Origin of the sequence: Methylobacterium sp. NPDC080182 (assembly GCF_050281105.1) — a bacterium.
Classification (GTDB): Bacteria; Pseudomonadota; Alphaproteobacteria; order Rhizobiales; family Beijerinckiaceae; genus Methylobacterium.
The window spans coordinates 106,531-122,765 of the sequence record NZ_JBNNWO010000006.1; the positions used below are offsets into that span (position 1 = coordinate 106,531).

Sequence of the window (16,235 nt, forward strand, 5' to 3'; positions counted from 1 at the left end):
GTCAGGCAGCAGCAGGGCTCGCGCCGTGTCCGTCCTTGCGAGCGGAGCGAAGCAATCCAGCGGCGCCACGCTTCCCGAGGGCGCGCAACCCTGGGTCGCTTCGCTGCGCTCGCGAAGACGGCGCGGAGCCCGCTATGGTAGCGCGACCTCGACGCGCAGCTTTCCCGGAGTGGACCCGATGGACAACCGCAACGCCGTGTGGCGCCACGTCGACGCGCAGTCGGAACGGCTGATCGCCCTGTCCGAGCGGGTCTGGGGCATGCCGGAGGTCTGCTACACGGAGAGCCGCTCCTGCGCCGAGCACGTCGCCGAACTGCGCCACCAGGGCTTCCGGGTCACCGAGGCAGTCGCCGGCATCCCGACCGCCGTGATGGGCGAGGCCGGGGACGGCGGGCCGGTCATCGCGTTCCTCGGCGAGTACGACGCCCTGCCGGGCCTGTCGCAGGAGGCCGGCGTCGCCGAGCACCGGCCGGTGGAGGCGGGCGGGCACGGCCACGGCTGCGGCCACAACCTCCTCGGCTCGGCGGCTCTGCTCGCCGCCACCGCGCTGAAGGACTGGCTCGCCGAGACCGGGACGCCCGGCCGCGTGCGCTACTACGGCTGCCCGGCGGAGGAAGGCGGCGCCGCCAAGGCCTTCATGGTCCGCGCCGGCGCCTTCGCGGACGCCGACATCGCGATCACCTGGCATCCGGGCAGCTTCTGGGAGGTGGCACCGCCGGTCGCCCTCGCCAACACCCGGGCCGACTTCGTCTTCACCGGCCGCACCGCCCACGCGGCGGCCGCGCCCCATCTCGGGCGCTCGGCGCTCGACGCCGTCGAGCTGATGAGCGTCGGCGTGAACTACATGCGCGAGCACATGCCGTCCGACGCGCGGGTCCACTACGCCTATCTCGACGCCGGCGGCATCGCCCCGAACGTCGTCCAGGCCGGCGCGACGGTGCGCTACTCGATCCGGGCCCGCGACCTGCCCGGCATGCTGGCGCTGGTCGAGCGGGTGAAGAAGATCGCGCAGGGCGCCGCCCTGATGACCGAGACCGCCGTCGAGGTGCGGATCGTCAGCGCGGTGTCGAACCTGCTGGGCAACGATCCCCTGGAGCGGGCGCTGCACGGCGTCATGGAGGAGCTCGGGCCGCCGCATTTCGACGAGGCCGACCGGGACTTCGCCGGCAAGATCCGGGCGACGCTCACCGACGGCGACATCGACGCCGTGTTCCGCGCCATCGGGATGCCGCGCACCGAAGCGCCGCTCGCCGACTTCCTCGTGCCCCTCGACGCGTTGCGCAACCCGGCGGTGGGGTCCACCGACGTCGGCGACGTCAGCTGGGTGGTGCCGACCGTCCAGGCCCACGCGCCCACGGTGGCGATCGGCACGCCGTTCCACACCTGGCAGGTGGTGGCGCAGGGCAAGACCCCCGCGGCCCACAAGGCGATGGTGCAGGTCGCCAAGGCGATGGCCGCCACCGGGGCCCGGGCGGTGACCGACGCGGCCCTGCGCGACGCCGCCAAGGCGGACCTCGCCCGCCGGGTCGGCGCGGCGGGCTACGTCTCGCCGCTGCCGCCGGAGGTCGAGCCGCCGCTCGGCATGTCGCTGGGGCGCTGACGGGGCGGCGGCTCAGAGCGTCCGGGCGCGGAGCGCCGTCACGACGATCTCGGCCAGGATGACGACGCCGAAGATCGCGGCGAGCACCACGGCGACCTGGTCCCAGTAGAGCAGGTTCAGGGCGGTATCGAGCGCGACGCCGATGCCGCCCGCGCCGACCAGCCCGAGCACGGCGGATTCGCGGATGTTGATGTCCCAGCGGAACAGCGCGATCGACCAGAAGGCCGGCTTCACCTGCGGCCAGTAGCCGAGCAGCAAAGTCGACATCCGGCCGGCCCCCACGGCCTGCAGGGCCTCGATCGAGCCGCGATTGGCCTCCTCCAGCGCCTCGGCGAACAGCTTTCCGGTGAAGCCGACGGAGCGGAGCGCGATCGCCAGGGTCCCGGCGAGCGGCCCCGGTCCGAACACCGCCACGAACAGCAGCGCCCAGACCAGGGAATTCACCGAGCGCGAGGTCACGAACACGAACTTGGCGAAGAGGTTCAGCGCGCGGTTGGGCGTGACGTTGCGGGCCGCCATCAGCCCGATCGGCACCGCGATCGCGATGGCGATCAGGGTGCCGAGCGTCGCGATGTGGAGCGTCTCCACCAGCGCCCGCAGGGTCGGCCCGACATAGCCGGCATCCATCGGCCACATCCGGCCGAACAGGTCGGCCAGCTGGTCGGGGGCGTCGTAGAGGAATTCCGGGATCACCTCGATGGTGCGCAGGCTCGACACGAAGGCCGCCACCGCGAACAGCGTGAAGGCGAGCCGCGCCAGCCGCTTCCACAGGGGGAAGCGCTGCCAGCGGCGCGGGCCGGCGGAAGCGGGCGCGAGGGCCACGCTCACTGGAACACCTTGCGGGCCCAGCCGGAGACGATCTCGGCCACCATGATCAGGGCGACGATGACGATCAGGATCGCCAGCACCACGTCGAAGTCGAAGCGCTGGTAGGCGGTGAACAGCGTCGCGCCGATGCCGCCGCCGCCGACGATGCCCACCATGGTCGAGTTCCGCAGGTTGGAATCGAGCTGGTAGGTGGCAAAGCCGATGAAGCGCGGCAGCACCTGCGGCTGCACGCCCATGATCAGGGTCGACAGGAAGCCGGCGCCGGTCGCCCGCACCGCCTCGACCTGCTTCAGGGAGATCTCCTCGATCGCCTCGGCGAACAGCTTGGCGATGAAGCCCACCGAGGCGACGATCAGCGCCATGACGCCGGCGAGCGCCCCGAAGCCGATCGCCTTCACGAACAGGATCGCCACGATGATCGGGTGGAACGACCGGCAGAGCGCGATCAGGATGCGGGTCGGCCACGTCACCCAGGGCGGCATCAGGTTGCGGGCCGCCAGGAAGCCGATCGGCAGGGCGACCGCGATGCCGACCACCGTGGCGATCACGGCGATCTGCAGGCTCTCGAAGATCCCCGACTGGATCAGCTCCCAGCGGGAGAAGTTCGGCGGGAACATCCGGGCCAGGAACTGCTGCCCGTGGGCGAGGCCGCCGGCGAAGCGCTCGGGCGAGAAGCCGAGCTGGGTCGCCGCGTAGACCGCGTAGGCGGCGAGGAGCGCCCAGCCGGCGCGGGCGGTCCAGTTGGGCCGGAACGCGACGCGGTCGGGGGAAGCCGGGCGGGCGGGCGCGCTCATTCGAGCCAGTTCTCGCCGCCGTAGATGCCGCGCAGGTCGGCCTCGCTCAGCCGGTCCGGCGGCCCGTCATAGACCACGTGCCCGCCCGACATGCCGACGATCCGCGCGGCGAAGCGCTGGGCGAGCGCCACGTTGTGGATGTTGACCACCACCGGCACGCCGCGCTCGGCCGCGAGCCGGGACAGGATCTCCATGATCTCGACGGAGCTCTTCGGGTCGAGGGACGAGGTCGGCTCGTCGGCGAGCACGATCTCGGGCTCCTGCATGATCGCCCGGGCGATGCCGACGCGCTGGCGCTGCCCGCCCGACAGGGCGTCGGCCCGGCGGGTGGCGAAGCCCGACAGGCCGACCGCGTCGAGGAGGTCGAAGGCGCGGGCGATGTCCGCCGCGGGGAAGCGCCGCAGCCACGCGCGCCAGGCCGGCACGTAGCCGAGGCGGCCGCAGAGCAGGTTCTCCATCACCGAGAGGCGCTCGACCAGATTGTACTCCTGGAACACCATCCCGATCCGGCGGCGCGCCCGGCGCAGGGCGGGGCCGGAGAGCCGGGCGAGGTCCTCGCCGCGGAACAGGATCTCCCCTGAGGTCGGCTGGACCAGCCGGTTGATGCAGCGGATCAGGGTGCTCTTGCCGGTACCGGACGGCCCGATGATCGCCGTGAGCCCGGTGCCCGGCACCACGAGGTCGATGCCCTTCAGGACCGGCTGGCCGGCCCGGTACGCCTTGGTCAGCCCGCGGATCACCAGCGCGCGCGGATCCTCCGCCCGGGGATCGCCCTCGGGTCCGGCCGCCACCGCGCGCGCCGCGCTCCCCGCCGTCACGGCCTGCGTCACGGCCTGAGTCACGGCTTAGGGGCGCCCGCGGCCTTCTTGCGCGCTGCCTCGGCCTCGCGGGCGGCCTCGCGCTCGTAGGCGACCTTGTTGTACGGCGTGCCCGATTCCTCCGCGACCTTGCGGACGATCGCCCAGTCCTTGAGATAGGTGATCGGCGCGAACCGGTCGTCGCCCTCGAAATCTTTCACCATGTCGGGCGGGAAGCGGAAGTCGTAGAAGCACTGCTTCAGCTTCTCGGCGAGTTCCGGCTTGAGATCGTGGGCGTAGGCGAAACCCGAGGTCGGGAACTTCTCGCTCGTGTAGATCACCCGGTAATCGTCGCCCTTGATCGTCCCGCGGGCGACCATCCGGTAGAACACGTCCGAGGCCACCGGGGCGGCGTCGTAGTCGCCGGTGCCGACGCCCAGCGCCGACTTGTCGTGGCCGCCCGAGTAGATGAGCTTGTAGTCCTCGCCGGGCTTCAGTCCCTGCTCGGGGAACAGCGCCTTGGGCGCGAGGTTGCCGGAATTCGACGACGGCGCCGTGTGGGCCACGCGCTTGCCCTTGAGGTCGGCCAGCGTCTTGTACGGGCTGCTCGCCTTCACCACGACGATCAGGTTGTAGCCCTCGGCGCCCTTCTCGGTGCCCTTGGCGGCGAACGGGATCGCGCCGGCCATGTTCACCGCGAAGCCGAGGGGCCCGGTCGAGAAGCCCGCCACCGTGAGCCGGCCGGAGCGCATCGCCTCGATCTCGGCGGAGTTCGACTGGACCGGGTAGTAGACGACGCGCTTGCCCGTGCACTGGCTCAGGTAGGTCGTGAACGGCTTGAACGAGTTCTCGTAGACCGCGGGATCCTCCACCGGCGTGTAGGCGAAGACGATGACGCTCGGGTCGCGGGTCTTGGACGGGACGTCGGCGACGAGGTCCTTGTTGGCGTCGCAGTAGGCGTCGTCGAGTTGGCCGCGGTTGGGGCACTCGTCGGCCCTGAGGGGCGAGAGGGAACCGAAGCCGCAGAGCAGCGCCAGGGCTGCGCCGTATCGGGCGATCGTCACGCGCTATCCTCCCTGCGGGGCCGTGCCTCGGGCCGGCGCCGTCATGTCTCGCCCGGTCCGGGCCGAGCTTGAGCCGGCAAAGGTGTAGGCGCCGGCTGACGGGAGACGCAAGGCGCGACAGCGAGCGGACGTTGAGGGAAGCCGCGCGCTGACAGGGGCGTCGTGGCGTCCGTCCGGGCGTCCGTACGGGCGGCGGCCGGCCTCAGGGCGCGAGCCGCGTGAACACGAAGTCGTGGTCCCGGACATTGGCGCTGTGGCAGGCGAAGCAGGTCTCGTGCTGGGCCGCGTCCGCGGGCTTGCCGTCGACGAAGCGCCCGAACCCCCAGCCCCCCGTCGCCGCGTAGCGCCGCGAATCCTTCACCATGACCTGAACCGTCGTGGCGCCGCCGGGCACGAAGGCCGGGGCGAACTCCGCGGACGGCACCCGCGTCCAGGCGCGCTTCACCAGCACCGTCCCGTCCGGGAACGGCAGGGTGCCCGACCGGTAGGCGTCCAGCGCCCGCGCGTTGCCGACCACGGCGCGCAGCTCGTCGAGGGCCCCGGTCTCCTGCGCGACGCCGACGAGCTGCCAGTCGCGGTACCCGTCCGGGACGGTGACGCCGTAGATCGGCGAGGCCGCCGGGACGGTCCCGGCATCCACGGCGCGCACCGCGGAGCCTCCCAAAATCAGGCCCGCAGCGAGCAGGGCCGGCAGCGCGACAGCCAGGAACCGCATGGCAACCTCCGTCATCGTCTCGGGATGATCGTGTGTCCGGGGATGATCCGGCCGCGCCGGCGCGGTCAGGCCGCGGCCGCGTCGATCACGGCCTGCGCGAAGGCGCGCGGGGCCTCCTGCGGGAGGTTGTGGCCGATCCCGCCGGTGATCAGTCGGTGCGCGTAGCGTCCGGTGAACTTGGCCGCGTAGCTGGCGGGGTCCGGATGCGGGGCGCCGTTCGCGTCGCCCTCCAGGGTGATGGTCGGCACGCCGATCGTGGGCGCCTGCGCGAGGCGGCTCTCCAGCGCGTCGTACCGGCGCTCGCCCTCGGCGAGGCCCATCCGCCAGCGGTAATTGTGGATGACGATGCTGACGTGATCCGGGTTGTCGAGGGCCGGGGCGCTCCGCGCGAAGGTGGCGTCGTCGAAGCGCCAGCGCGGCGAGGCGGTCTGCCAGATTAGCTTGGCGAAGTCGGCGCGGTAGGCCTCGTAACCGGCCCGCCCCCGGCTGGTGGCGAAGTAGAACTGGTACCACCAGGACAGCTCGGCCCGCGGCGGCAGCGGCTTCTTGCCGGCCTCCTGGTTGCCGATCAGGTAGCCGCTGACCGCCACCAGCGCCCGGCACCGCTCCGGCCACAGCGCCGCGACGATGTCGGCCGTCCGCGCACCCCAGTCGAAGCCGCCCAGGACGGCCTGGGGGATCTTCAGGGCGTCCATCAGGGCGATGACGTCCACCGCGAGCGCCGCCTGCTCGCCGTTCCGGACCGTGTCCGACGCCAGGAAACGGGTGGTGCCGTAGCCGCGCAGGTACGGCACGATCACCCGGTGCCCGGCCGCCGTGAGGATCGGAACGACCTCCGCGAAGGCGTGGATGTCGTAGGGCCAGCCGTGCAGCAAGATGACCGCCGGCCCGTCGGCGGGACCAGCATCGACGTAGCCGACGTCGAGCACGCCGGCCTCGACCTGCTTCAGGACGCCCGGCATGGCGCCGGGGACCGGGGCGCCGGGGGCCGAGCCGCCCTGCGCCCGCGCGGTCCGGCCGAGGCCGAGCTCGGCGAGGGCGGCGGTGGCTACCGCGCTCTTCAGGAGGCGGCGGCGGCTCCAGGCGGATGTGTCGGGATCGGTCTCGCGGGCCATGGACGGCTCCCTCGTCGGAAAGTCTTCGATGGAGCGAAATCTATCCCGATGCTCGACACCGCGCTTTGAGAGGACCTTGAGGACACCTTCAGAGGCCCATGATTTATGCCCGCCCGGGCCCGTGCTAGAGCGCCCTCCACCGCGGAGACCGGTTCGGTGAGCAGGGCGCGGAACGAGGACATGGCCCCGCCCAGGAACGCCCCGTGATCTACCGGTTCGGACCCTTTACCCTCGATTCTGCCCGGCGCGAGCTCAGCCGGGACGGCGCCGAGATCGCCGTCGAGCCGCAGGTCTTCGACCTCCTGCGGGTGCTGATCGAGCGGCGCGACCGGGTGGTGAGCCGCGACGACCTGCTGGGGGCGGTCTGGAACGGGCGCATCGTCTCCGAGGCGACCCTCGGCAGCCGGATCAACGCGGCCCGGACGGCGATCGGCGACACCGGAACCGAGCAGCGCTGGATCCGGACGCTCCCGCGCAAGGGCGTGCGCTTCGTCGGCGCCGTGCGGGAGGCCGCATCGGAGGTCTCGCCCGGGATCGCTCCGGAAGACGCGGCGGAGGCGAGCGTCACGTGGCGCACCGGGCCGCGCCTACCCGCGGTGGCGGTCCTGCCCTTCACCAACATGAGCGCGGATCCGGAGCAGGCCTACTTCGCCGACGGGATCACCGAGGAGATCATCACGGCGCTGTCCCGCGTTAGCGGCCTGTTCGTGATCGCGCGCAACTCGACCTTCACCTACCGGGGCGCGGCGATCGACGTGCGCCGGGTCGGGCAGGAGCTCGGCGTCGGCTACGTGGTCGCCGGCAGCGTGCGCCGCGGCGGGTCGCGCCTGCGAATCACCGGCCAGCTGGTCGATGCCGGGACCGGCGCCCATCTCTGGGCCGACAGCTTCGACGGCGGGCTCGACGACGTCTTCGCCCTGCAGGAGAAGGTCGCCGCGCGCGCCGCCGCCGCGATCGAGCCCACCCTCCAGCTGGCGGAGATCGGCCGGCTCGGCCGCGACGCGCCGGCCCATCCGGACGCCTACGACCGGCTGCTCCGGGCCAATGCCCGGCTCGCCGACTTCACCGCCGCCGGCATGGCGGCGGCGCTCGATCACTTGGACGAGGCCCTGGCGCTCGACCCGGGCTACGCCCCGGCGATGGCCGCGGCGGCCTATTGCCGGGCGCAGTGCCATTTCCAGGGCTGGATCGCGCAGGGCGAGGCGGAGCGCGCGGCGGCCGTGCGGCTGGCCTGGGGCGCGGTCGAGCGCGCGCCCGGGGACGCGCAGGTGCTGTGGATGGCGGCCTTCGCGGTCTGGAACATGTCGGAGACCGGGCGGGACCGGGCGCGCGACCTGTTCGGCCGCGCGCTGCTCGTCAACCCGAACTCCGCCCTGGCGCTCACCCTCGCGGGCTGGATCGAGACCATGTGCGGCCGCGCGGAGGCGGGACGCGCCATGGTCGAGCGGGCGCTGCAGCTCAACCCGCGGGATCCGCGCGGCTGGCTGATGTCGGGCGTGATGGCGGTCGCGGCGGTCAGCGAGGCCGACTATCCCGAGGCGATCCGGTGGGCTGAGCGGGCGCTGGCGCAGAACCGGCGCTTCGCCGTCGCCCTGCGGGCGCTCGCCGTGGCCCATGTCGGGCTCGGCCAGCCGGAGCGCGCCCGGCCGGCGGTCGCCGAGCTCCTGGCGATCGAGCCCGGATTGACGGTCTCGGGCTTCCTGGCGCGGATCCCCTTCCCGGTCGCCGCCCTGGGGCAGCGATACGCCGAGGCGCTGGCCGAAGCCGGCCTGCCCGCCTGAGCGGGGCGCCGGTCAGGCCCCTTCCCGGTTCAGCCGGACGACGAGCTGATCGGCGAACTTGGCGGCGGCCACCGACAGCGAGCGCCCGCGCAGCTGCGCCAGGATCAGCGTCATCGGGGTGAGGTCGCGGGTGTCGATCGGCCGGCTGTGCAGGCGCGGATCCTCCGGGATGCCGCTGGGCACCTGCAGGCTCACCACATCCTCCCGCAGGGTGAGGTTGCGCAGGAACTCCAGCGAGCCCGACTCCACCACGGGCCGCAGCTCGACGCCCCGCCGGGCCAGCGCGTGCTCGATGTGGTGGCGGATGGCGAGCGATCGGTCGGGCAGCGCCAGGGCGTGCGCGAGACAGTCGCGCAGCCGCACCGGCCCGCTCTCCGCCGCCAGCGCGTGGCCTCTGCGCATCAGCGCGCACAGGGTCTGATGGCCGGAATAGAGCGGGTGCAGCTCCGCCGAGGGCGGCGGCTGCAGGATCAGGGCGAGGTCGGCCTCGAAAGCCGCGAGCGCGGTGACCGCCTGGGCGTGGTCGCGGACCTGCACGGTGAAGCCGACCTGCGGAAAGCGGGCGCGGTAGGCCTCGACCTCCTCGGGCACCACCTGGGTGACGAAGGCTTGGCTGCAGGCGAGCGCCACGTGCCCCCGCCGCACGCCCGACAGGTCGGCGATCTGCGAGCGGACCCGATCGAGATCGGCGGCCTGGTCGCGGATGTGCCGGGCGAAGAGCTCGCCGGCCGCGTTGAGCCGCATCCCCTGCGGCAGGCGCTCGAAGATCGGCGTGCCGAGCTCGTACTCGAGATCCTGGATCTGCCGGGTCAGGGCCGAGGGCGTGAGGTTCAAGCGCTCCGCGGCGCGCCGGATCGAGCCGGCGCGGGCGACCTCGGCGACGTAGGTGACGGTGCGCAGGTGCTTCACGCCCCTATCCTGCCCGGCCGTTGCGTTTATGGCAACGGCATACTCAGAAAATAGCACTTCCTCGCAACAGGTGGTGCCCGTAGCCTCGGCACATCGGGACCCTTCAGGAGCCGTTCGATGATCCGCCGCCGCACCCTCCTGGCCGGTCTCGGGGCCGGCCTCGCCCTCGGACCCCTGGCCCGGGCCCGCGCCCAGGGCGCGCCCGTCACGATCCGGATGGGCTCCCTCAAGCTGATCCACTCGATCGCGCCGAGCTTCTACGCGCGCTTCACCCCGCCCGGGGTGAATGTGGAGGTTGTGCCCTTCGAGAGCCCGACCGAGTGCAAGAACGCCGTGGTCACCAAGTCGGTGGATTTCGGCACCTTCGGGATCGCCGCCGCGACGCTGGGCGCCGCCGCCGGCGAGCCGCTCGTGGTCATCGCCTCCACCTGCAACCGCGGGATGGCGGTGATCGCCAAGAAGGGCTCCGACATCCACGCCATCAAGGACCTGCGCGGCAAGCGCGTCGCGATCTGGCCCGGCAGCACCCAGGAGGTCTTCGTCCTGGAGCGGATGCGCATGGAGGGGCTCTCGGTGAAGGACATCACCCCCGTGCGCGTCTCCTTCTCGGAGATGCACATCGCCCTCGCCCGCGGCGACGTCGACGCCTATGTCGGCGCCGAGCCGGGCCCCGGCGTCAGCCTCGCCTCGGGCGTCGGCCAGCTCGTCGAGTACCCCTACGGCACCGAGATGGGCGCGCTGAACATGGTGTTCGGCGCCCACCGCGACACGCTGGCCGAGCGGCCGGACCTCGTCCGGACCATGCTGGAGATCCACCGCAAGGCGACGGACTTCGCGGCCGGCGACCGCGACGCGATGATCGCCATGGCGGTGGCGAAGCTCGGCCAGAAGCGCGAGGCGCTCGAGCTCTCGGCCCCGAACGTCGAGCTGACCTGGCGCCTCGGGCCGAACGAGATCCGGCAGGCCGACGCCTACGCGCAGCACATGCTCGCGCTCAAGCAGATCAAGCGGCTGCCGGAGCCCGGCTTCATCGATACCCGCTTCGTCGACGCGCTGGGGCGGGCGTGAGCACCGGGATCGAGGCCGGCGCCCTGCCGGCGGCGGTGACGCCGGCGCCCGCCCGCCGGGCCGGATCCGGGCCCGGGCTCGCCCACCTGCGCCGGCTGGCGCTCGCCTGCGTGGTGCCGGCCGCGCTCGTCGCGGTCTGGCAGGTCACCACCGCGGGCCGGCCCTACAGCCTGATCCCGCCCCCCGCGGAGGTCTGGGCCGAGATGCGGGATCTCGCGGTCGGCGGCGTCAACGACGACGCGTTCAGCGGCACGCTCTGGACCCATCTCGCGGCGTCGCTGAGCCGGGTCTACGGCGGCTTCGCGCTGGCGGCCGCCGCCGCCCTGCCGCTCGGCCTGCTGATCGGCCGCGTGCCGCTGATCCGGGCGCTGCTCGATCCCGTCCTGCAAGTCCTGCGGCCCGTGCCGGTCACCGCGTGGCTGCCGCTGGCGATGATCCTGTTCGGTCTCGGGCCGCGCTCGGCCTTCTTCCTCGTGTTCCTCGGGGCGTTCTACCCGATCCTGGTCAACACCGTGTTCGGGGTCCGCTCCGTTGAGCCGCGCCTGTTCGAGGCGGCAGCGATGCTGGGCTGCACCGGGCCGGCCCAGTTCGTCCGCGTGGTGCTGCCGGCGGCGCTGCCGTCGATCTTCACCGGCCTGCGGCTCGGCCTCGGCTTCGCCTGGGTGGTGATCGTGGTCGGCGAGATGACCGGCGTCCAGACCGGCCTCGGGGCGATCATCATGGAGGCGCGCCAGCTCTCGCGCACCGAGATCGTGATCTGCGGCATGGCGGTGATCGGGGTCGCGGGCTTCGTCTCCGACTGGCTGGTCATGCAGCTCGGCCGCCGGCTGCTCGCCTGGAGCCCGAATCATGGCTGATCCGACGATCCCGATCCTCGACATGCGGGCGGTCTCCAAGACCTACACGGCGGGCGGCCGCCGGACCGAGGCCCTGCGCGAGGCGAACCTCACGGTGTCCCGCGGCGAGTTCGTCTGCCTGCTCGGCGCCTCGGGCTGCGGGAAGTCGACGCTGCTGCGGGTCGCCGCCGGGTTCGAGGCCCCGACCGCCGGGCAGGCCCTGATGTGGGGCAAGCCGATCGCCGGGCCGGGGCCGAGCCGCGGCATGGTCTTCCAGGATTACGGCCTGTTCCCGTGGCTCACGGTGCGGGACAATATCGGCTTCGGCCCGAAGGCCCGCGGGCGGCCCGCCGCCGAGGTGCGCGACACCGCCGAGCGCTACATCGCCCTGGTCGGCCTCCAGGCCTTCGCCGACGCTTACCCGCACCAGCTCTCGGGCGGGATGAAGCAGCGGGTCGCCATCGCCCGGGTGCTCGCCAACGAGGCCGAGGTGGTGCTGATGGATGAGCCCTTCGGGGCGCTCGACGCCATGACCCGCGAGCGGCTGCAGGACGAGCTGCTCGACCTGTGGTCGCGGACGGGGCTGACGATCCTGTTCGTCACCCACGCCATCGAGGAGGCGATCTTCCTGGCCGACCGCATCGTGATGATGTCGCCCGGCCCCGGCCGGATCGAGGCGATCCACCCGGTCGAGCTGCCGCGGCGGCGCGACGTGTCGAGCCCGGCCTTCAACGACCTGCGCCGGATGCTGGCGGCCCAGCTCCACAGCCACCACGCCCCGCGGGCCGCCGCCTGATGGACACCGCGCCCGACGATCCCCGCCGGCCCGAGAATCGCCTCGCCTACCGCGCCGCCGTGGACCGGCCGCGCCTGACCTTGCCGGGCGGCAAGCACGTGGCGGTCTGGCCGGTGGTCAACGTCGAGCACTGGCTGATCGACAACCCGATGCCGCGCCAGATCCTGGTGCCGCCGACCGCCGCGAGCCTGCTCCCGGATATCCCCAACTGGGCGTGGCACGAGTACGGGATGCGGGTCGGCTTCTGGCGCTTCCTCGAGGCCTTCGCCAGCCGCGGAATCCGCCCGACGCTGTCGATCAACGGTTCGGTCTGCACGACCTATCCCCGCGTGGCCGAGGCCGCCCACGCGGCCGGCTGGGAGTTCATGGCCCACGGCTTCCACCAGGTCCCGACGCACCGGATCCCGGACCAGCCGGCGATGATCGCCCGCACCATCGCGGCGATCACCGAGACCACGGGGCGCCCGCCGCGCGGCTGGCTGGGACCGGGCCTCACCGAGACCCTCGACACGCCCGACCACCTGCGCGTGGCCGGCCTCGAGTACGTCGGCGACTTCGTGGTCGACGACCGCCCCTGCCGGGTGGCGACGCGCACGGGCGACCTCGTCGCCCTCCCCTACTCGGTCGAGCTCAACGACATCCCGCTTCTGGCCATCCAGCACCACCGGGCCGACGAGTTCGTGGAGCGGGCGCTCGCCCATCTCGACCGGCTCGCGGCCGAGGCCGCCGGCTCCGGCCCCCTCGGCGGGGCCAAGGTGATGGGCTTCGCGATCCACCCCTACATCACCGGCGTGCCGCACCGGATCGGCCTGCTGGAGCGGCTGCTCGACGCCGTCCTGGCCCGCGACGACGCGGTGTTCATGCAGGGGGTCGAGATCCTCGACTGGTACCGCGCCACCGGCGACGAATCCTGAGCCTCGCTGCGAGGAATGACCGTGCCCCCCTTCCCGACCATCCCGCTCCTGCACGCGGCCTACGCCGAAGGCCTCGACTCGCGCGCCGTCGTGGCCGAGGCCTACCGGCGGCTCGCCGCGGTGGACGATCCCGGCATCTTCCTCGCGCTCGTCCCGGAGGCGGATGCTCGCGAAGCCGCGGCGGCGCTCCCGCCCTTCGACCCCGCGGCGATGCCGCTCTGGGGCGTGCCCTTCGCCGTCAAGGACAACATCGACGTCGCCGGGCTGCCGACCACTGCCGCCTGCCCGGACTTCGCCCACACCCCCGCCGAGACCGCGCCCGCGGTGGCGCATCTCCTCGCGGCCGGCGCGATCCTGATCGGCAAGACTAACCTCGACCAGTTCGCCACCGGGCTCGTCGGCCTGCGCACCCCCTACCCGGCCCCGCGCAACGCGATCGATCCGGCCTACGTGCCCGGCGGGTCCAGCAGCGGCTCGGCCGTGGCGGTGGCTCATGGGATCGTCGCCTTCGCGCTCGGCACCGACACGGCGGGGTCGGGCCGGGTGCCGGCGGCGCTCAACAACGTCGTCGGGCTGAAGCCCTCCCTCGGGGCGATCTCCAGCCGCGGGATGCTGCCGGCCTGCCGGACCCTCGACACGCTCTCGGTCTTCGCCGGCACCGTGGCCGACGCCGACGCGGCCTTCCGGGTCATGCTGGGTCCGGATGCCGCCGATCCCTGGTCGCGGGCCCTGCCGGTGCCGGCCGCCCCCGCCGCCCTCCCGCCGGGCCTGCGCCTCGGGCTCCCGGACGGGGCGAGCCTCCGCTTCGGCGGCGACGGGCTCTCCGAGGCGGCCTTCGCGGCGACGGTCGCCGATCTCGAAGCCCTCGCCGGGGCGGCGGCGCCGGTCGATCTCGCGCCGATGTTCGCCGTCGCGGCCCTGCTCTACGACGGCCCGTGGGTCGCCGAGCGCTACGCGGCGATCCGCCCGGTGATGGAGACGCGCCCCGACATCCTCCACCCGACGACGCGGGCGGTCATCGCCTCCGCCGAGCGCCACAGCGCGGCCGACGCCTTCGCGGGCCTCTACCGCCTCGCGGCGCTGCGCCGGGCCGCGGACGCGGTCTGGGACCGGATCGACGTCCTCGCCGTGCCGACCTACCCGCGCCCGCAGACCTGCGCGGCGGTCGCGGCCGACCCGATTGGGCCGAACAGCGAGCTCGGCACCTACACCAACTTCGTCAACCTGCTGGACTGGTGCGCCCTGGCGGTGCCGGGCCGGCCCCGCGCCGACGGCTTCCCCGCCGGCATCACCCTGCTGGCGCCGCGCGGCTCGGACGGGCTCCTCGCCGCCCTCGGGGCACGCCTGCACGCGGCCTCGGCGCCGCGGATCGGCGCGGGCACGATGCCGGTGCCGGTCGTGGAGCCGGGGCCGGCCGCGGCCGGACCCGACGCGATCGAGCTGGCGGTCGTCGGGGCGCATCTCTCGGGATTGCCGCTGAACCGCGAGCTGGCCGGCTGCGGCGGGCGCTTCCTGCGCGCCGTGCCGACAGCCCGGGACTATCGCCTCTACGCCCTGCCGGGCGGCCCGCCGCAGCGCCCGGGGCTGCTCCGGGTGGCGGCCGGGGACGGGGCCCCCATCGAGACTGAGGTGTGGGCCCTGCCGCCCGCCGCGTTCGGACGCTTCGTCGCCGCCATCCCGGCACCGCTCGGCATCGGCACGCTGCGGCTCGCCGACGGCACGGCGCCCAAGGGCTTCCTGGTCGAGCAAGCCGGCCTCGACGGGGCGGCCGACATCACGCGCTTCGGCGGCTGGCGCGCCTACCTGGCCGACCGCGCGGCCGCGTAGCCCTCGCCCCCGGGGCCTGACATCGGGCAGCGAGAGGAAACCGGTTCCGGTCCCTCGCGCGGCGACAGGCCGCCCGCGCCGCTGATAGGCTGCCGCCCGGTGGCGGAGCGTTCCGATGCGGCGATCGATCCTGTTCCTGGCGGCCTGTCTGCTGGCCGGCATCACGCCGGCGGCCTCCGCCGGGCCCGCAGCGGACGGCGTCGCCGATCTCGGCAGCTACGCCGCCCGCGTGGAGGTTCACCCGTTCGAGAGCCTGACGCTGACCGACCGGCAGTTCCTCACCGGCACGTCCGCGGGAGCGAAGCCGGTCACGGTCGCGGGGATCCTGCGCATCGCCAAGGGGGGGACCGAGCGCCTGCCGACCGTGATCCTGATGCACGGCTCTGGGGGCCTGGGCGGCAACATCGAGTTCTGGCAGCGGGCGCTGGCGGCGCGCGGGATCTCGACCTTCGCGATCGACGGCTTCACCGGGCGCGGCCTGACCAGCGTCAACACCGACCAGAGCCTCCTGGCGCGCACGAACCTGATCCTCGACATCTACCGGGCGCTGGGCGTGCTGGCGAAGCATCCGCGGGTCGACCCGGCGCGGATCGCCGTGATGGGCTTCTCGCGCGGCGGGCAGGCCGCGCTCTACGCCAGCCTCAAGCGCTTCGACGCGGCCTGGAACCGCTCCGGCGTGATTCCCGCCCTCTACCTGCCGGTGTACCCGGACTGCTCGATCCGCTTCCGGGACGACACGGCCGTGGCGGATCGGCCGATCCGGATCTTCGGTGGCGGGGGCGACGACTACAATCCCGCCGCCACCTGCGCGGCCTACGCGGAGCGGCTGAGGGCGGCCGGCGCCGATGTCGACCTGACCGTCTTTCCCGGAGCGCAGCACGTCTTCGACAACCCGGCCGGGCCGACCCAGCCCGTGGTCGCCCAGGGCGCGCAGACCGTCCGCGCCTGCGCGATAAGCGAGGCGGCGGACGGCGCCCTCGTGGCGGGCCCGGACGCCACGCCGTTCACCTACGCGGACCCGTGCGTGCAGCGCGACCCGCATATTGGCTCCGACGCCGCCGCCCGCGCCGGGATCCTGGCGCGTGTCTCGCACGCGCTGGACGCCGCGTTCCGGGGACGGTGACCGACGGAGCGCGGTGCGGATCTGCGCGGCCCCTGCCTGCCCGCCGCGCGCTCGTGCGGCGGCCGACT

The 16,235-nt window shown here is 73.3% G+C and carries 15 protein-coding genes; 8 read left to right on the forward strand and 7 right to left on the reverse strand.

Annotated elements, in window-relative coordinates:
* The first annotated feature begins 178 nt into the window (after nucleotides 1-178).
* Nucleotides 179-1,600: a M20 family metallopeptidase gene (locus ACQKQD_RS12710; RefSeq protein ID WP_132368477.1), complete on the forward strand. Its 1,422-nt coding sequence runs from the start codon at nucleotides 179-181 to the stop codon at nucleotides 1,598-1,600.
* Between the two features lie 12 nt (nucleotides 1,601-1,612).
* Here ACQKQD_RS12710 and phnE (ACQKQD_RS12715) read toward each other — a convergent pair whose 3' ends face one another.
* The 6 genes from phnE (ACQKQD_RS12715) to ACQKQD_RS12740 form a co-directional block, all read right to left on the reverse strand.
* Nucleotides 1,613-2,428, reverse strand: coding sequence for a phosphonate ABC transporter, permease protein PhnE (phnE, locus tag ACQKQD_RS12715; protein ID WP_427508523.1), 816 nt, complete (start codon nucleotides 2,426-2,428; stop codon nucleotides 1,613-1,615).
* Nucleotides 2,425-3,222, reverse strand: a complete 798-nt coding sequence (phnE, locus tag ACQKQD_RS12720; RefSeq protein WP_427508524.1) for a phosphonate ABC transporter, permease protein PhnE — start codon at nucleotides 3,220-3,222, stop codon at nucleotides 2,425-2,427. The genes phnE (ACQKQD_RS12715) and phnE (ACQKQD_RS12720) overlap by 4 nt, the downstream gene beginning before the upstream one ends.
* On the reverse strand, nucleotides 3,219-4,064 hold the full coding sequence (gene phnC, locus ACQKQD_RS12725) for a phosphonate ABC transporter ATP-binding protein (RefSeq protein ID WP_427508525.1): 846 nt from the start codon (nucleotides 4,062-4,064) through the stop codon (nucleotides 3,219-3,221). The genes phnE (ACQKQD_RS12720) and phnC overlap by 4 nt, the downstream gene beginning before the upstream one ends.
* Nucleotides 4,061-5,083 carry a phosphate/phosphite/phosphonate ABC transporter substrate-binding protein gene (gene phnD / locus ACQKQD_RS12730; RefSeq protein ID WP_427508526.1) on the reverse strand — a complete coding sequence of 341 codons (1,023 nt, stop codon included), beginning with the start codon at nucleotides 5,081-5,083 and terminating at the stop codon, nucleotides 4,061-4,063. The genes phnC and phnD overlap by 4 nt, the downstream gene beginning before the upstream one ends.
* A gap of 202 nt (nucleotides 5,084-5,285) precedes the next feature.
* Nucleotides 5,286-5,798 carry a cytochrome P460 family protein gene (locus tag ACQKQD_RS12735; protein ID WP_427508527.1) on the reverse strand — a complete coding sequence of 171 codons (513 nt, stop codon included), beginning with the start codon at nucleotides 5,796-5,798 and terminating at the stop codon, nucleotides 5,286-5,288.
* Nucleotides 5,799-5,863: 65 nt separating this feature from the next.
* Nucleotides 5,864-6,913: an alpha/beta fold hydrolase gene (locus ACQKQD_RS12740; protein ID WP_042671107.1), complete on the reverse strand. Its 1,050-nt coding sequence runs from the start codon at nucleotides 6,911-6,913 to the stop codon at nucleotides 5,864-5,866.
* A 203-nt stretch (nucleotides 6,914-7,116) separates the two neighbouring features.
* Here ACQKQD_RS12740 and ACQKQD_RS12745 point away from each other — a divergent pair, with 203 nt between their 5' ends.
* Nucleotides 7,117-8,694 (forward strand): winged helix-turn-helix domain-containing protein, encoded by a 1,578-nt coding sequence (locus ACQKQD_RS12745; protein ID WP_427508528.1) that lies wholly within the window; start codon nucleotides 7,117-7,119, stop codon nucleotides 8,692-8,694.
* A gap of 12 nt (nucleotides 8,695-8,706) precedes the next feature.
* Here the strand turns inward: ACQKQD_RS12745 and ACQKQD_RS12750 are convergent, their stop codons facing one another.
* Nucleotides 8,707-9,603 carry a LysR family transcriptional regulator gene (locus tag ACQKQD_RS12750; RefSeq protein WP_020091227.1) on the reverse strand — a complete coding sequence of 299 codons (897 nt, stop codon included), beginning with the start codon at nucleotides 9,601-9,603 and terminating at the stop codon, nucleotides 8,707-8,709.
* Nucleotides 9,604-9,720: 117 nt separating this feature from the next.
* Between ACQKQD_RS12750 and ACQKQD_RS12755 the strand changes: the two genes are divergently transcribed.
* The 6 genes from ACQKQD_RS12755 (at nucleotide 9,721) to ACQKQD_RS12780 (ending at nucleotide 16,167) form a co-directional block, all read left to right on the forward strand.
* Nucleotides 9,721-10,671: an ABC transporter substrate-binding protein gene (locus tag ACQKQD_RS12755; RefSeq protein ID WP_020091228.1), complete on the forward strand. Its 951-nt coding sequence runs from the start codon at nucleotides 9,721-9,723 to the stop codon at nucleotides 10,669-10,671.
* Nucleotides 10,668-11,528 (forward strand): ABC transporter permease, encoded by an 861-nt coding sequence (locus ACQKQD_RS12760; protein ID WP_427508529.1) that lies wholly within the window; start codon nucleotides 10,668-10,670, stop codon nucleotides 11,526-11,528. The genes ACQKQD_RS12755 and ACQKQD_RS12760 overlap by 4 nt, the downstream gene beginning before the upstream one ends.
* A complete protein-coding gene (locus tag ACQKQD_RS12765) occupies nucleotides 11,521-12,303 on the forward strand; it encodes an ABC transporter ATP-binding protein (RefSeq protein ID WP_020091230.1) in 783 nt (260 codons plus the stop codon). Before ACQKQD_RS12760 ends, ACQKQD_RS12765 begins: the two co-directional genes overlap by 8 nt.
* Entirely contained in the window at nucleotides 12,303-13,217 is a 915-nt protein-coding gene (locus ACQKQD_RS12770; protein WP_427508530.1) for a polysaccharide deacetylase family protein, read from the forward strand. Before ACQKQD_RS12765 ends, ACQKQD_RS12770 begins: the two co-directional genes overlap by 1 nt.
* A 15-nt stretch (nucleotides 13,218-13,232) precedes the next feature.
* A complete protein-coding gene (atzF, locus tag ACQKQD_RS12775) occupies nucleotides 13,233-15,044 on the forward strand; it encodes an allophanate hydrolase (protein ID WP_427508531.1) in 1,812 nt (603 codons plus the stop codon).
* A gap of 115 nt (nucleotides 15,045-15,159) precedes the next feature.
* On the forward strand, nucleotides 15,160-16,167 hold the full coding sequence (locus ACQKQD_RS12780; RefSeq protein ID WP_427508532.1) for a dienelactone hydrolase family protein: 1,008 nt from the start codon (nucleotides 15,160-15,162) through the stop codon (nucleotides 16,165-16,167).
* Nucleotides 16,168-16,235 lie beyond the last annotated feature (68 nt).

What these genes read in the sequence shown, in the direction of transcription:
- ACQKQD_RS12710 (WP_132368477.1), top strand. Translation starts at nt 179, where the DNA reads ATGGACAACCGCAACGCCGTGTGGCGCCACGTCGACGCGCAGTCGGAA.
- phnE (WP_427508524.1), bottom strand. Translation starts at nt 3,222, where the DNA reads ATGAGCGCGCCCGCCCGCCCGGCTTCCCCCGACCGCGTCGCGTTCCGG.
- ACQKQD_RS12735 (WP_427508527.1), bottom strand. Translation starts at nt 5,798, where the DNA reads ATGCGGTTCCTGGCTGTCGCGCTGCCGGCCCTGCTCGCTGCGGGCCTG.
- ACQKQD_RS12740 (WP_042671107.1), bottom strand. Translation starts at nt 6,913, where the DNA reads ATGGCCCGCGAGACCGATCCCGACACATCCGCCTGGAGCCGCCGCCGC.
- ACQKQD_RS12755 (WP_020091228.1), top strand. Translation starts at nt 9,721, where the DNA reads ATGATCCGCCGCCGCACCCTCCTGGCCGGTCTCGGGGCCGGCCTCGCC.
- ACQKQD_RS12765 (WP_020091230.1), top strand. Translation starts at nt 11,521, where the DNA reads ATGGCTGATCCGACGATCCCGATCCTCGACATGCGGGCGGTCTCCAAG.
- ACQKQD_RS12770 (WP_427508530.1), top strand. Translation starts at nt 12,303, where the DNA reads ATGGACACCGCGCCCGACGATCCCCGCCGGCCCGAGAATCGCCTCGCC.
- atzF (WP_427508531.1), top strand. Translation starts at nt 13,233, where the DNA reads ATGACCGTGCCCCCCTTCCCGACCATCCCGCTCCTGCACGCGGCCTAC.
- ACQKQD_RS12780 (WP_427508532.1), top strand. Translation starts at nt 15,160, where the DNA reads ATGCGGCGATCGATCCTGTTCCTGGCGGCCTGTCTGCTGGCCGGCATC.